16 protein-coding genes are annotated in these 15,230 nt (G+C 67.7%); all 16 read right to left on the minus strand.

The features are described 5' to 3' along the window. Positions 1-22 precede the first annotated feature (22 nt). The gene (tolB, locus tag AB4059_RS06600) at positions 23-1,315 is read right to left on the minus strand and encodes a Tol-Pal system beta propeller repeat protein TolB (RefSeq protein WP_498977687.1); all 1,293 of its coding nucleotides are present in this window, start codon (positions 1,313-1,315) and stop codon (positions 23-25) included. Between the two features lie 93 nt (positions 1,316-1,408). Next, the gene (tolA, locus tag AB4059_RS06605) at positions 1,409-2,344 is read right to left on the minus strand and encodes a cell envelope integrity protein TolA (protein WP_498977691.1); all 936 of its coding nucleotides are present in this window, start codon (positions 2,342-2,344) and stop codon (positions 1,409-1,411) included. Continuing rightward, positions 2,341-2,802, minus strand: coding sequence for a protein TolR (gene tolR / locus AB4059_RS06610; protein ID WP_498977693.1), 462 nt, complete (start codon positions 2,800-2,802; stop codon positions 2,341-2,343). Before tolR ends, tolA begins: the two co-directional genes overlap by 4 nt. A 10-nt stretch (positions 2,803-2,812) precedes the next feature. Continuing rightward, the gene (tolQ, locus tag AB4059_RS06615) at positions 2,813-3,604 is read right to left on the minus strand and encodes a protein TolQ (protein ID WP_498960976.1); all 792 of its coding nucleotides are present in this window, start codon (positions 3,602-3,604) and stop codon (positions 2,813-2,815) included. Then, on the minus strand, positions 3,601-4,032 hold the full coding sequence (gene ybgC / locus AB4059_RS06620) for a tol-pal system-associated acyl-CoA thioesterase (protein WP_498977696.1): 432 nt from the start codon (positions 4,030-4,032) through the stop codon (positions 3,601-3,603). Before ybgC ends, tolQ begins: the two co-directional genes overlap by 4 nt. Continuing rightward, entirely contained in the window at positions 4,016-5,077 is a 1,062-nt protein-coding gene (gene ruvB, locus AB4059_RS06625) for a Holliday junction branch migration DNA helicase RuvB (protein ID WP_498977698.1), read from the minus strand. Before ruvB ends, ybgC begins: the two co-directional genes overlap by 17 nt. A gap of 73 nt (positions 5,078-5,150) precedes the next feature. Continuing rightward, on the minus strand, positions 5,151-5,711 hold the full coding sequence (locus tag AB4059_RS06630; protein ID WP_498977700.1) for a hypothetical protein: 561 nt from the start codon (positions 5,709-5,711) through the stop codon (positions 5,151-5,153). A 180-nt stretch (positions 5,712-5,891) separates the two neighbouring features. After that, positions 5,892-6,773 (minus strand): Gfo/Idh/MocA family protein, encoded by an 882-nt coding sequence (locus AB4059_RS06635; protein ID WP_498977702.1) that lies wholly within the window; start codon positions 6,771-6,773, stop codon positions 5,892-5,894. Beyond that, positions 6,770-8,266 (minus strand): glycosyltransferase, encoded by a 1,497-nt coding sequence (locus tag AB4059_RS06640; protein ID WP_498977704.1) that lies wholly within the window; start codon positions 8,264-8,266, stop codon positions 6,770-6,772. The genes AB4059_RS06635 and AB4059_RS06640 overlap by 4 nt, the downstream gene beginning before the upstream one ends. A 77-nt stretch (positions 8,267-8,343) precedes the next feature. Continuing rightward, positions 8,344-10,272, minus strand: coding sequence for a potassium transporter Kup (locus tag AB4059_RS06645; RefSeq protein ID WP_498977706.1), 1,929 nt, complete (start codon positions 10,270-10,272; stop codon positions 8,344-8,346). A 13-nt stretch (positions 10,273-10,285) separates the two neighbouring features. Then, complete coding sequence (gene ruvA, locus AB4059_RS06650) at positions 10,286-10,876, minus strand: Holliday junction branch migration protein RuvA (protein ID WP_498960992.1); 591 nt, start codon at positions 10,874-10,876, stop codon at positions 10,286-10,288. A 37-nt stretch (positions 10,877-10,913) separates the two neighbouring features. Then, complete coding sequence (gene ruvC / locus AB4059_RS06655) at positions 10,914-11,438, minus strand: crossover junction endodeoxyribonuclease RuvC (RefSeq protein WP_498977708.1); 525 nt, start codon at positions 11,436-11,438, stop codon at positions 10,914-10,916. Positions 11,439-11,459: 21 nt separating this feature from the next. Further along, positions 11,460-12,179, minus strand: a complete 720-nt coding sequence (locus AB4059_RS06660) for a YebC/PmpR family DNA-binding transcriptional regulator (RefSeq protein ID WP_498977710.1) — start codon at positions 12,177-12,179, stop codon at positions 11,460-11,462. Positions 12,180-12,188: 9 nt separating this feature from the next. Beyond that, complete coding sequence (locus AB4059_RS06665; RefSeq protein ID WP_498977712.1) at positions 12,189-12,854, minus strand: alpha/beta fold hydrolase; 666 nt, start codon at positions 12,852-12,854, stop codon at positions 12,189-12,191. Further along, on the minus strand, positions 12,851-13,378 hold the full coding sequence (locus AB4059_RS06670; protein WP_498977714.1) for a GNAT family N-acetyltransferase: 528 nt from the start codon (positions 13,376-13,378) through the stop codon (positions 12,851-12,853). Before AB4059_RS06670 ends, AB4059_RS06665 begins: the two co-directional genes overlap by 4 nt. Next, entirely contained in the window at positions 13,375-15,153 is a 1,779-nt protein-coding gene (gene aspS, locus AB4059_RS06675; RefSeq protein ID WP_498977716.1) for an aspartate--tRNA ligase, read from the minus strand. Before aspS ends, AB4059_RS06670 begins: the two co-directional genes overlap by 4 nt. Positions 15,154-15,230: the final 77 nt, after the last annotated feature.

A 15,230-nucleotide genomic window follows, 5' to 3' on the forward strand; every position in this document is an offset into this window, starting at 1 on the left:
GGATCAGAAATACTACGCCCGTTCAGCGTTTCAGCCGGTACGGGCCCCAGGCCGGTTCCTGGACGCTCGCGCCCTGCACGGGCAGCTTCGCGCGGGCGCGGCCGTCGGCGGACACGGTGTACAAAACGCTGTGGCCGCCTTCTTTCGCGGCGTACAACAGCATCGATGCGTTGGGGGCGAAGCTCGGCGATTCGTCGAGGTTGCCCGGCGACAGGGGCGTCCAACGATTGCCCATCGTGCGATCCATCAGCGCGATGCGATAGGTGTTGCCGTTGCCCTGCGCGGTGGCGATTTTCTTGCCATCGGCCGACACCGTGGCGCGTGCGTTGTAGCTCCCCGCGAAGGTCAGGCGCGTGGCGCCGCCGCCGGACGAGGAGGCCTGGTAGATCTGCGGCTTGCCGCCGCGATCGGAGGTGAAATAGATCGTGCCGCCATCGGCGCTCCACACCGGTTCGGTGTCGATGCCGAAGTGGTTGGTGATCTGGCTCAGCTGCTTGCTGCCGAGCGTCATCACGTAGACCTCGGGGTTGCCGCTCTTCGACAGCGTCATCGCGAGCTTCGTGCCGTCGGGCGAGAAACTCGGCGCGCCATTGATTCCGCGGAAGCTCGCGATCAGTTCGCGACCGCTGGTCGTCAGGTTCTGGATGTAGATCGAGGAATTTCCGCGATCGAAACTGACATACGCCAAGCGCTTTCCATCCGGGCTCCACGACGGCGAGAGAATCGGCTGCGGCGAGCTCACCACCGCCTGCGAATTGAAGCCGTCGCTGTCGGACACCATCAGCTGGTAGTGGCGGTTGTTGCCGGTGCCGCTCGCGGTGACGTAGGCGATGCGCGTCCAGAACGCGCCGCGCACGCCGAGGATCTTTTCGTACACCGAGTCGGCGACCTGGTGCGCGAGGTCGCGCGCCGCGGTTCCGGGGGCGATCTTCGCCTCACCGAGGATGCGTTGCTGCTTGGAGACGTCGAACAGCTCGTACTCCACGCGCAGGTTGCCGCCTTCGGGCATCACGCGGCCGGCGAGCAGGAATTCCTGTTTCAGCAAGCGCCACGTGGCGTAGTTCACTTCGCTCGAACGCGTCGGGCGCTCGACGAGGTCGCGGTCGGGCAGTACGCGGAAGGCGCCGGAGCGCGCGAGGTCGGCGGCGACGATGCCACCGATTTCGTTCTCGCCCGTGGAACCGGCGAAGGGAACGACCGCGATCGGCAGGGCCGAGGCTGTACCGCCCACGACTTCGGCGTCCACCTGGGCCCATGCGGCCAGGGGGAACAAGAGCAGGACAGTGGCAGCGAGCCGGCGCAGCGTTCGGGTCATCGGGGGATTCCTGAATGGAGCGGGTTAGTTAACAGCTTGGCCGTGAAATGTGGAACAAAGATGAACGAGACCGGACCCGCGGGTCGAGTCGCGTTATTCCGCGCGGAAACCCAGACGCAATTCGGGCTGGAAAACGCGCTCGAATCCGGCGTAGGGGAGCGGCTGGGCCTTGAGCACCGCGGCTTCGACCGATCGCCGGGTGAGTTCGTCGTAGGGGCAACCAGGGAGCACTTCGACCGAGGCCACGCGCCCGCCCCGCTCCATCTGGATGCGAATCGGGCACATGCCGTTGGGCACGTCGTCCGGGCGGCTCCAGTTCTGGCGGATCTGGTCGACGATGGCCTGCAACCAACGCGAACGCAGCGTGTCGGCATCGCCGCCCGAGCCTGGTTGCGGGGAGGCTTCGGAATTCGAATCGGCCGTCGCCGCGGCCTCGGCCATGCCGCGCGCATCGGCGATCTGGCGCAGCTTCTGTTCGCGCAGGCTCACTTCTTTCTGGTTGGCTTCGCGCTGGCGACGGATGTCTTCGAGCTGCTTCTGCCGCATCTGTTCCATCGCGCTCAGGCGACGCTCGCGCTCGGCCTGTTGCTGGCGTTCCTGCGCGGTGGTGTCGATCTGCTCCTGGCGTTGCTTGGCTTCCTGCACCTTCGGCGCGGGCGGTTTCGGCGAAGGCGCGTCGACGACCGCTTCCTGCGTTTCGACGTCGGGCTCGGGCACGACCTCCTGCGCGATCGGCTGCGGCGGCGTCGGTGCATCCTCCGGACGCGGTTCGGGCTTGGGTTGCTCGACCGGCGTGGTTTCCTGCGGCGCGGGCGTGGTTTGTTCGGGGCGCTTGGCCAGCGAACGGCGCATCGACGCCGACAACGCATTCGGATCGATGAGCGTGGCTTCGATCACCGGCCCGCGTTGGATTTCGTCGGCCTCGCTCCACGTCCAGAACAGGCCGAAGTACATCAGCGCAAACAGGAGCGCGTGCAGCACGATCGCCGCAACGATGGACTGCACCGTGTCGGCGCGCGTCTCCTTCACTTCTTCGCGGCTCCCGGCGCCAATGCGCCCGTGGGCTGGCTCATCAAGCCCGCGCGCGGCACGTTGGCGCGCGTCTGCAGCGCGGTGAGCACGTCGTAGACCTTCTGGTACGCGACGTCGTTGTCGGCGGCCACGTACACCGGCGTGTCCTTGTTGTTGCGCACGAAAGCGCCGACCTTGAGCACGAGGTCATCGAGCGTCGTCGCCTCGTTCTCCTGGCCCTGCAGCTTCAGCCACAGCTTGCCTTCGGCGTTCATGCTGATCACGACCGGTTCCTGCTTCTGCTCCACCGGGCGCGCGTTGGATTGCGGAAGTTCGATGTCGACGCCGAGGTTCAACAGCGGCGCGGTCACCATGAAGATGATCAACAGCACGAGCATCACGTCGATGTACGGCACGACGTTGATTTCGGCCTTGAGTTTGCGCTTGCGATGGCGGCGCGGTGACATGGCGGTCATTGCCCGCTCCTTATTCGTCGGCGTGCGCCTGGCGCTGGAGGATCGAGGAGAACTCTTCGGAGAATGCGTCGTAACGCGTGGCGATGCGTTCGACCTTGGTGGCGAAGCGGTTGTAGGCCCACACCGCCGGGATCGCGGCGAACAGGCCCATCGCGGTGGCGATCAGCGCTTCGGAAATGCCAGGGGCGACGGTGGCGATCGTCGCTTCCTTCACGTTGGCCAGGCCCTGGAAGGAAATCATGATGCCCCACACCGTGCCGAACAGGCCCACGTAGGGGCTGATCGAACCGACGCTGGCGAGGAATTCGAGGTTGTGTTCCAGGCCGTCCACTTCGCGCGAGGTGGTGGCGCGCATCGCGCGTTGCGCGCCCTCGAGCTGGATGCGGCTGTCCACGCCGCGACGCTGGCGGATGCGGTTGAACTCGCGGAAGCCGGCTTCGAAGATCGCTTCCAGGCCTTCGGCGACGCGGCCGCGCTCGGTGGCGCCGGCGTACAACTTCGACAGTTCGGCGCCCGACCAGAAGCGTTCCTCGAAACGCTCGGTGTCTTTTTCGGCGCGGTCGAGCACGCGCTTCTTGCGGAAGATGATCACCCACGAGGCGATCGACGCGAACAGCAGCAACAGCATCACCAGCTGCACCGGGATGCTCGCGTGGAGGACCAGGTCGAGCACGTTGATGTTGCCCGCCGATGCGGCGTGCGCCGCCTGCCCCGCCTGGTCGGCGATCGACACGGTTTGCGCGGGCGCCTGGTCGGGCAGGGCCTGGGTGGCGGCTTCCTGCAACATCAGGATGGGCGTCATGCGGGGGTCTCCACGAGGCGGTTCAATGCATCGAACAACGGTTGGGGGATGGCAACGGGTTTGAAGCGGGAAGCCGACAACGCAGCGACACGGACCTGCGCGTCGAGCAACAGTTCCCCGTCGCGGCGGATTTGTTGCGCAAGCACCAGGCTCGCGCGACGGCATTCGCGCAACGCGACGGACACTTGCAGCGCATCGTCCAGCCGCGCCGGGAGGCGGAAGTCGATCTGCATCGCCCGCACCGCGAACACCAGGTCGTGTTCGGTGCGCAGGCGGTCCTGGCCGTGCCCCTGCGCGCGCATCCATTCGGTGCGCGCGCGTTCGAGGAAGGCCAGGTATTGCGCGTGGTAGACCACGCCACCGGCGTCGGTATCCTCCCAATACACCCGTGTCGGCCAACTGAACACGGGGTCATTCACCGCTTGCATCATCCGGATCCGTGGGTCCAGGCGCGGCGAAGAGGTCCTGCGCGCCCGCTTTCGGGCGCAGACCGAGGTGGCGATACGCCTTCGCCGACGCCATGCGTCCGCGCGCGGTGCGGACCAGGTATCCCTGCTGGATGAGATAGGGCTCGATCACGTCTTCGAGCGTGCCGCGTTCTTCGCTCAGCGCGGCGGCGAGCGATTCCACGCCGACCGGGCCGCCGTCGAAGGATTCGACGATGGTGCGCAACATGCGGCGGTCGAGTTCGTCGAAGCCCTGCGGGTCGACTTTCAGCATCTGCATCGCCGCATCGGCGACGTCGCGGTCGATGATGCCGGCCGCGCGGACCTGCGCGAAGTCGCGCACGCGGCGCAACAGGCGGTTGGCGATGCGCGGCGTGCCGCGCGAGCGGTTGGCGATTTCCGCCGCGCCTTCGGGCGAGCACTGGATGGCCAGGATGTTGGCCGAGCGCCGCACGATGCGGGTGAGCTCTTCGGGCGTGTAGAACTCCAGGCGCTGGACGATGCCGAAGCGGTCGCGTAGGGGCGCGGTGAGCAGGCCCGCGCGCGTGGTCGCGCCGATCAGGGTGAAGGGCGGCAGGTCGAGCTTGATCGAACGGGCCGCGGGGCCTTCGCCGATCATGATGTCGATCTGGAAATCTTCCATCGCCGGATACAGCACTTCCTCGATCGCCGGCGAGAGGCGATGGATCTCGTCGATGAACAACACATCGTGCGGCTGCAGGTTGGTCAGCAGCGCGGCGAGATCGCCGGCCTTTTCGATGACCGGGCCGGAGGTCTGGCGCAGGCCCACGCCCAGTTCGTTGGCGATCACGTGCGAGAGCGTGGTCTTGCCCAGGCCGGGCGGGCCGAAGATCAGGACGTGGTCGAGCGCCTCGCCGCGCGCCTTCGCCGCCTCGATGTAGATCTGCATCTGCTCCCGGACCGGCACCTGGCCGAGATATTCGGAAAGCTTCCTGGGGCGGATCGAGGCTTCGATGGCCTCGTCTTCCCGCGTGGAGGCGGCTGTGATGATGCGGTCCTCTGTCATGGGGCGCATGGTGACACGAGCCGCCGATCAAGGCATCGGCGGGATGTCCGTCCGCCGATGCCTTGCTGCGCGTTCACTGAAGCGGCGTGAACATCCACAGCCCCTGGCCCGTCCGCACCAGCTTGTCGATCCCCAGGCCGCAGTACAGCTGATCGGCCGGCGCATTGGCCCATCGATACAACGTCGGGCGTTCGTCGTAACCGTTGTTGCCGAAGATCAGGCATCGGTCGTCGAATCGGGAACGAATGGAGGCGTAGACCACGCCGCCGGACATGAGACCGCGGTCGATGCGCCACATGCCACGCGGGTCCTGCATCGCCTGACTGCACGAGGCGACGCCGGTGGTGCCGTCGGCCTTGGCCATCAGGCAGGCATCTGCGCCCTGCCAGATCAGATACGCGTTCTGGGCGGCGACGTAGACCACGTCGAAGACGCCCTGGCGGTTCGCGAGGAACTCCGCCTTGGTGGGGAATCCGCACCATTGCTCGGGCCCCCTGCCCCAGTTGTAGCGAACGAACTCGCCATTGCCGTTGTTGCCGCGGATCAAACACTGCCCCGCGGCAGGCGAACCGCTCGTATCCGGAGGCTGTGAATAGATGCCGATGCGCACCGATTCGGGAAAGTGCTGTGCCATTGCAACCGGCGCCCACGCACACAAAAGCAGGAGAACGAAACGGGTCATTTGGACCTCAGCGGAAAGCGTCGCGTTTCGACGCATTCCGAGGCTACGCAGCCACATCGAACCACGGCATCGGAAGTGCGCATACGCGCGGCTGGAATCGCCTCGTGCGTTCGGTCGCCGCTTCCGCGCGGTTCACGCCGCGCGCGTGGCTTCCAACTCGGTGGCGGCGCGTGCGATCCGCTCCAACAGGCGGTGCGTGTCGAACGCGCGTTCGAGCGTGGCCAGCGGGGTGTCTTCGTCGCGGGCCGCCCGCAGGAACGCGCTCGCCTGCGCGGCCAGCATGTCGGGGGCTTCGCGCAGATCCTCCAGCGGCAACACGCCCTGCCCCGCGACGTGGATGGCGTATTCGGCGCGCGGTGCGATGCGGCTGACCGAGAGGTCGACGTCCATCCCGTTCGGGAATCGCAAGCGACAGCGGATGGCTTCCCAGCGCTGGTAGTGGCGGCGTGCGTCGAGCATGTCGATCTGCACCGGGCTGGCTTTGGCGAGCGCGCACACCCAGTCCAGGTCGTGCAGCAACACGTCCTGCAGGACATCGCCTTCGCGCGGGACGTCGAGCGCGTGCGAGCCGTGGCGGCGGATCGCGAGCGTCGCCGGCGACGGCGCGGCGAGCAATTGCGCGATCACCGGATTGAAGCGTTCGCCGAAGGCCACGCGCATGCAGGTCCCGTCGATGTCGGCGGCGGCGATCATCGACGCGGTGTCGTCGGCGCGTGCGCCGCCGGGTGTCTCGATCAGGCAATGCACGCCGCGCCGCGCGAGTGCACACGCGACCTGCGCGTGGCGCGATGGCGGCACGGCGATGATCGCGTGGCGGATCGACGGCGGCAGCATCTCGATGGAGGCATGCCACGTCGCACCCAGCGCGGCGATGTCCTGCGCGCAGGCGGCATCGGGTTCGACGATCGCGGCGAGGTGGAATTCCGGGCTCGCGTGCAGGGCCTGCGCATGCAGGCGCCCCATGCGGCCGAATCCGATGACGGCGATCGCGTGCGTTCCGACGGCCGGGCTCATGCGAATTTCGCCCAGAAACGGCGATACGCGGAGACCGCGCGCCAGGCACGCGTGTCGCGCAGGTCGGCTTGTGCGCGCTTGGCCGCGTCGAGGTCGTTCTCGAGCACGAGCAGGCGCGCGCGTGCATCGGCCAGATCCAGCGCGAGCTGGCCCTGCGCGCGCAACGCATCGGCGTAGGCATCGGCCGTGCGCGCCTGCATGCCGGTGGCGGCCAGTTGCGCCGCCTTGGCTTCGTCGCGCGCGAGGAAGGCGGCATCGCGTTCGATGCCCGCATCCAGCGCGCGCTGCATCGCGCGGGCCAGGCGCGCTTCCATTTCGTCGTGCGCCTTCAGTGCGACCGCGCGTTCGGTGACGGCGGCTTCGCGCGCCTGGAGCGCCGCTTCGATGCGTTTTTCCGCGGCGGCGGCGGCCGCACGGCCCGCTTCGACGTGCGCGTCGCGCGCATCCTCGGCCTGGCGTTGCGCGGTGCGCGCCTGTTCGACGGACTTCACCGTCGGCGAAACCACATCGCGCAGGTAACGCGCGGCGGCCTGCGTGCAATCCTGCGGATCGGGGAACCGGCCGGCGTCGATCGCTTCGCGGTATTGCGCGAGCGTCGCGTCGGCCAGCACGTCGATGCTCGCCTCGGCGCGGACGCGCTCGCAGACACGCCCGGCATCGTCGACGTCATAGGCGGCGATCGCGGCGAGGACGCCGGCTTCGGTCACCGGTGCGGCCTGCATCGAACGCATGCCGAAATCCAGCGCGCGCAGGCGGTCGAAATTCGCGGTCGTGACCAGGCCGGCGAGGCCCGCGCGATCGGCGACGATGGTCGCGCAACCGGTGGCCATCGCTTCGAGCGCGCGGCGCGATTGGGTGAAGACGATGTCGTAGTCGCGCAAGAGTTCGGCGGGCACGTCGTTCGTCGCCAGGTCCACCGCGACGCCCGCCTGGCGGCATGCGCGCACGATGGTGGCCGCGCACGCGTCGCGCAGGCCGTGCGCGTTGCACAGCAGCGCGCGGCGCGGCGTGGCGGGCAGCGGCGCGCGCGGTTCGAAGCGCGCGATGTCCACGCCGTTGTGCAGCACGCGGATGCGCGTGGCGTCGACGCCGGCGGTCGTGGCCAGGCGTTGCGCGCACGCTTCATCCAGCGCGATCCAGCGCGCGATGGTCGGGAACACCGGCGGCGTCTGTTCCCACGAGAAGGCATGGCACGCGGCCACCACCGGCGTGCCGGCGAAATGCAGCGCGGCCGTCATCGTTTCCAGATGGTGCTGGCCGTGGATGATGTCGGGCACGAAGTTGAGCGCGGCCAGGTCGTCGACCACCGGCACGGTCGCATCGCGCAGGGCCTGCGCGACGTCAGGCGGCACCGCGCCGTACACGACCGCATGGTGCCCCCGCCGCAATAGCGCGCGGGCGAAATCGATGAGGCTGGGACCGCAACCGGCACGCGAAGCCGCGGTGTCGTCCGTGATCAGGATGCGCAACGCGCGCTGCGATTGTTTCCCCATGCGACCAGCATGGCATCGGTTGCGCGGATGCGGCAATCGCCAGACGCGATTTTGTGATCGCCGCTACGCCTGCCCGTTCAGATTTCGACTTGCGCGCCCAGTTCGACCAGCCGATTGCCCGGGATGCGGAAGAAGCCCGTCGCCGGCGCCGCGTTGCGATGCAGGAAGGCGAACAGGCGGTCGCGCCAGACCGGCATGCCGCGATGGCGGCCGGCGACGATGGTTTCGCGGCTGGCGAAATACGTCGTGTCCATCGGGTCGAACGGGATACCGATGCTCTCCCCCATGTCGCACGAGCGCATCAACGCCAGCGGCACGTCCGGGACTTCCATGAAGCCGAAGCGCACGGTGATGCGATAGAAGTCGTCGCCGATCGCTTCGATCTTCAAGCGTCGGTCCTTCGGCGCGTGCGGCACGTTGAGCGTCTGCACGGTCAGGAACACGTTGCGCTCGTGCAGCACCTTGTTGTGCTTGAGATTGTGCAGCAGCGCGTGCGGCACCATGCCCGACTGCGCGATCAGGAAGATCGCCGTGCCCGGCACGCGCGTGGGCGGCGCAAGCATCAGGCCGGGCAGGAAGGAATCCAGCTGGATGCCTTCCTTGCGGATTTCCTCGTACAGCAACTGCCGGCCGCGGCGCCACGTGCGCAGCACCGTGAACACGATGATCGCCAGCACCACGGGGAACCAAGCGCCGTCGAGGAACTTCACGCCGTTGGCGACGAGGAAGGCCACGTCGATCACGCCGAACAACACGCACAGCGGCAACACCCAGGTGCGCGCCTTGGGCCACATCGCGCGGGCGACGATGAAGAGCAGCAGCGTATCGATCAGCATCGTGCCGGACACCGACACGCCGTAGGCCGACGCCAGGCCCGTGGAGCTGCGGAACATCAGCACCACCGCGATCACGGCCATCGCCAGCACCCAGTTGATCCACGGGATGTAGATCTGGCCGATCGTGTCCTTCGAGGTGTGCTGGATGCGCATGCGCGGGATGTAGCCCAGCTGCATCGCCTGGCGCGCGACCGAGTACGCACCGGTGATGACCGCCTGCGAGGCGATCACCGCCGCCGCGGTGGCCAGCACGACCATCGGGATGCGGACCATGGCGGGCACGGCGAGATAGAACGGGTTGGCCGCGACCTTGGGATCGAGCAGCAGCAGCGAGCCCTGCCCCATGTAGTTGAGCATCAGCGCCGGGAGTACGAACCAGTACCACGCATGCCGGATCGGCCGCGCGCCGAAGTGGCCCATGTCCGCGTACAGCGCTTCACCGCCCGTCACCGCGAGCACCACCGCGCCGAGGATGAAAATCGCGTGCCCGCCGTGCGTCACGAAGAAGTTCATCGCCCACCACGGATTGATCGCGTGGAAGACCTCGGGGTTGTGGCGGATGTTGAACACGCCGATGCCCGCGAGCGAAATGAACCACACCACCATCACCGGCCCGAACACCTTGCCCACGCGCGCGGTGCCGAAGCGCTGCGTGCCGAACAGGAAGACGATGATGCCCAGCGTGATCGGCACGACCCACGAATCCAGTTGCGGCGCGACCACTTCCAGGCCTTCGACCGCCGACAGCGTCGTGATCGCCGGCGTGATCACGCCGTCGCCGAAGAACAACGAGGCCCCGAAGATGCCGAGGATGCCGACCGCGTAAGCCGAGCGCGACCCCTTCGGCAGCGTCCGCTGGGCCAGCGCCATCAAGGCCATGATGCCGCCTTCGCCTTCGTTGTCGGCGCGCATGATGATCGTGACGTACTTGAGCGTCACCACGATCATCAGCGCCCAGAACACGAGCGAGAGGATGCCCAGCACGGTGTCGTGGTTGGCCACCAGGCCGTAGTGCGGCGAGAAGGCTTCCTTCAGCGTGTACAGCGGGCTGGTGCCGATGTCGCCGAAGACGACGCCGACCGCACCGACGGCCAGCCCGAACAAACCGGACTTGCCGGCATGGTGGGCATGCGCGTGGTTGGTGGAGGAAGCTTGGCGGGTATCGGCCATGGACCGGGGTGCCTCAGCGGAGCGCGGACTTTAGCGCCTTGCGGATGATGGTCGCGGCGTCATCGCCCGTCGCAGCCGCGTCGCGCACCATCCGCGCCGCTTCGACAGGCTTGTAACCGAGTTGTTGGAGCGCCACGGTGGCCTCGGACTGCGGATCGCCCGGCACGCCGGGGGAGCCGAGCGGGCCGCCGCCACCGCCGAGGTCGGCCGCGCGGTCGCGCAGTTCGACCACCATGCGTTCGGCGGTCTTCTTGCCGATGCCGGGGATGCGCGTGAGCGCGGTGACATCGCTGGTCTGCACCATGCGCGCGAAGTCCTCGACGCTCACGCCCGAGAGCACGGCCAGCGCGATCTTCGCGCCGACGCCCGAGACGCGCTGGACATCGCGGAACAGGCGTCGCTCGTTCTCGCGCAGGAAGCCGTACAGCGACACGCTGTCTTCCTTCTGCGCGTAATGCGTGAACAACGCGACTTCGCGGCCGATCTCGGGCAGGTCGTAGAACGTACTCATCGGCGCTTCGAGCTCGTAGCCCACGCCGTTGACGTCCACCACCAGCCACGGCGGCTGCTTGTGCACGAGCATTCCCTTGAGGCGTCCGATCACGTGGCTGGGTCCTGTTGGAGGTCGATCGCGGCGTCGATCAACGGCGGCGGCGCAACAAGGCCACGCTCGCGCCGGCGCGCAACGCGGTGGCGTTCATGTGCGCATGCGTGAGTGCGACGGCGAGCGCGTCGGCGGCGTCGGGTTGCAGTCTGGTGTCGGGCAGTTTGAGCAGCAGGCGCACCATGTGCTGCACCTGCGTTTTCTCGGCGGCCCCGCGGCCGACCAGCGATTGCTTGATCAGGCGCGGTGCGTATTCGTGCACCGCCAGGTGGCGACGCACGACGGTGGCGAGCGCCGCGCCGCGGGCGTGGCCCAGCTTCAGCGCGGAGGACGCGTTCTTGTCCATGAAGACGGTTTCGATCGCGACCTCGTCGGGCCGGTAGCCGTCGATCACCGCTTCCAGGCCTTCGCACAGGCGGCCCAGGCGCGCGGGGAAATCGGCGGCATCGAGCAGCACCAGCGCCTCGCAATGCACGAACGTGCAACGCCCGGCGTCGTCGACGTCGATCACGCCCACGCCGGTGCGCTGGGAACCGGGGTCGATGCCGAGGATGCGGGTCACGTTTTGAGTCTACGCCGGTGCTTACGCGTTGAGGTCGGCGTTGGCGTAGACGTTCTGCACGTCGTCCAGGTCTTCGAGCCAGCGCAGGAGCTTGCCGACCTGCTCGGCGGTTTCGCCGGTCACCGCGATGTCGTTGTCGGCGCGCATGGTCACTTCGGACAGGTCGGCCTTCAGGCCCGCGCCTTCCATCGCGGCCTTGACGCTTTCGAAAGCGTCCGGCGCGGTGAGCACGTCGATCGCGCCGTCTTCGGGATAGACGACGATGTCGTCGGCGCCGGCGTCGATCGCCATCTCGGTGATGCGCTCTTCATCCGCGCCCGGCGCGAAGGAGAGGACCCCGAGCTTCCTGAACATGAACGCGACCGAGCCATCGGTCCCGAGGTTGCCGCCGAACTTGCCGAATGCATGGCGCACGTCGGCGACGGTGCGGACCTTGTTGTCGGTGAGGCAATCGACGATCACCGCGACGCCGCCGGGGGCATAGCCTTCGTATCGGATCTCTTCGTAGGTGACGCCTTCCAGTTCGCCGGTGGCCTTCTTGATCGCGCGCTCGATGACGTCCTTGGACATGTTCACCTGCAGGCCGCGGTCGATCGCCGCGCGCAGGCGCGGGTTGCCCGACGGGTCGCCGCCGCCGGCGCGGGCGGCCACGCCGATTTCGCGGATCACCTTGGTGAAGATCTTGCCGCGCTGCGCGTCGACCGCGTTCTTGCGGGCTTCGATGGAAGGGCCACGACCCATGCTGGAAACCTAGGAGCTGCGTTGCGAAGGCGCGGATTCTACAGGCGGGGGCGGCCCAGCGCCCTGCCCTTCGAAGCGGCCGGTTCGCAGGAATGCGATGGTGCGGTCGGCGGCTTGCTCGGAAAACAGCAGGCCGCTGTGGCTGGCCGGGATGACCACGTGGTCCTTCACGCCCGGCAGGTGGGTTTCGGACACCGCAACCGTGCCGTCGTGCTCGCCGCCGAAGCCTGCGAACAAGGCCCCGAGCCCATGCGGCGAATTGCCGGCCACCACGCCGACCTCCGTGGTGCCCTCCCAATCGGGGAAACCTTCGCGCAGCAACGTGGCGCTCTGGCCCAGGAGGACCGCCGCCATCGGCAGCCGCAACAGCCCCGACGCCGCGCCGCTACCGCTGAGCGGCGAACCGATGCAGACAAGCCGTCCGACCTTGAGCTGCGGCGCCTGGCGCAAGGCCTGCATCGCGATCAGGCCGCCGAGGCTGTGGGCCACCAGGTCGACTTCACGCGCGCCGATGCGCTCGACCAGGGCCTGCACGGCGCGATCGGGGCCGTCGGCCACGCTCATGTAAGAGAACACTTCGGTGTCGTAGCCCGCCTCTTCCAGGCGCCGCGCCAGCCAATGCATGGCAACACCCGGCATCCACAGGCCGTGCAGCAGGACGACGGTGCGCTTCACGCGGCGGGCGCGCGGCGCAGGATGAATTCGGGGTCGCGCACGCTGCCGACGAGGAATTCGTAATTGCCGACCTTCTCGAAGCCCAGGCGCTCGTAGAAACGCTGCGCACCGAAGTTCTTCGAGTACACGCCGATCCACAACGTGGTCGGGCCGTCCTTCTCGAGCCAATCGAACGCGGTCTGGATCAGGCGCGAACCCAGGCCACCGTTCTGCGCCTCGGGCAACAGATAGATGCGCTTGAGTTCGCCGTCTTCGGGGCGCACGTCGGCGTGCGGCAAGGTGCACGGGCGGCCGGCGAGCGCGTAACCCACCGCGACGCCGTCGCGCTGCGCGATCCACATCGCGCACTTCGGATCGGCGAGGAACTTCCGGTGTTGCTCGACCGAATAACTGTCCTGCAGGAATTGCGCGAGATCCGCCGGCGGATACAGATGTCCGAACGCGCGCACGAACGCGCGCTCGGCGACATCCGACAACACCGCGGCGTCCTCGGGCGTCGCGCGGCGGATCACGTCGGCGCTCATTTCGCCGGCTTCTCGCGGACCTGGATGTGTACCTCGGCCAGCTGCGCATCCGGCACCGGCGACGGCGCGCCGGTCATCAGGCATTGCGCGGTCGTGGTCTTCGGGAAGGCGATGACGTCGCGGATCGATTCGGTGCCCGCCATGAGCGCGGCGATGCGGTCGATGCCGAAGGCGATGCCGCCGTGCGGCGGCGCGCCGTACTTCAGCGCGTCGAGCAGGAAGCCGAACTTGCCTTCGGCTTCCTCGGCGCCGATGCCGAGCAGTTCGAACACCGCGCTCTGCATCTTCGAGTTGTGGATGCGGATCGAACCGCCGCCGATCTCGTTGCCGTTGAGCACCATGTCGTAGCCGCGCGAGACCGCGGTCTTCGCGTTCGTGCGCAGGTCTTCGATCGAATCCACGGCCGGTGCGGTGAACGGATGGTGGAGCGCGACGAAACGGTTTTCTTCGTCGTCCCATTCGAACATCGGGAAATCGGTGACCCACAGCGGCGTCCAGCCGTCGGCGACCAGGCCCAGGTCCTTGCCGAGCTTCAGGCGCAGCGCGCCCATGAAGTCGGACGCGGACTTGTAGGTGGCGGCGCCGAAGAAGATCGCATCACCGGATTGCGCGCCGGTGGCCTTGAGGATCGCGTCCAGCGTCGCGTCATCCAGGAACTTGGCGATCGGCGAGTTGATGCCTTCGCGGCCCTTCGCCAGATCGTCGACCTTCATCCACGCCAGGCCCTTCGCGCCGTACTTCGCGGCGTGCGCGGCGTAGTCGTCGATCTGCTTGCGCGAGAACTGCGCGCCGCCCGGCGTGCGCAACGCGACGACGCGGCCGTCGGCGTGGTTCGCCCAATCGGTGAAGACCTTGAATTCGCAGGTCTTCACCAACTCGGCGATGTCCGTGAATTCCATCGGGTTGCGCAGGTCCGGCTTGTCCGAACCGTAGCGGCGCATCGCTTCTTCGTAGGTCATGCGCGGGAAGGGATTCGCCAGTTCGACGTTCATCACTTCGCGGAAGACCACGCGGATCATTTCCTCGACCGTGTCCTGCACCTCGCGCTCGGACACCCACGCGAACTCCATGTCCAGCTGCGTGAATTCCAGCTGGCGATCGGCGCGCAGCGCTTCGTCGCGGAAGCAGCGCGCGATCTGGTAGTAGCGGTCGAAGCCCGCCATCATCAGGATCTGCTTGAACAACTGCGGCGACTGCGGCAGCGCGTAGAACTCGCCGTGGTGCATGCGCGCGGGCACGAGGAAGTCGCGCGCGCCTTCGGGCGTGGCCTTGGTGAGGATCGGCGTTTCGATGTCCTGGAAGCCGCGCGCGTCGAGCCAGCGGCGCAGCGCCTGCACCAGCTGGATGCGCGTGCGCATCATCTGCTGCATTTCCGGGCGGCGCAGGTCGAGGTAGCGGTACTTCAGGCGGACGTCTTCGCCCGGGTTCTCGTGCGCGTGGAAGGGCAGCGGCTCGGCCTTGTTGAGCAGCTGGATCTGCGTGGCGACGACTTCGACCTGGCCGGTCTTGATCTTCGGGTTCACGCTCTGGCGGCGGCGCACGGTGCCGGTGATGCGCAGGCAATCCTCATAACCGACCAGGGAAGCGGCCGCCACGACCGCGGCGTTGCCGGCGGTTTCCGACGGTTCGGCGACGATCTGGACGATGCCCTCGTGGTCGCGCAGGTCGATGAAGCACAGGCCGCCGAGATCGCGGGCGACATCGGCCCAGCCGCACAGGGTGACGGTCTGGCCGATCAGCGCCTCGTCGACGAGGCCGCAGAAGTGGGTACGCATGGGGGTTCCGTTCGAGTTGCCACCGGCGCGGGCGCCGGAAAGGGCGCCATTCTAGCCCGTCCTCCTCCGGCCGCTGC

The sequence above is a fragment of the Lysobacter sp. 2RAF19 genome, from assembly GCF_052115395.1.
Lineage (GTDB): Bacteria > Pseudomonadota > Gammaproteobacteria > Xanthomonadales > Xanthomonadaceae > Noviluteimonas.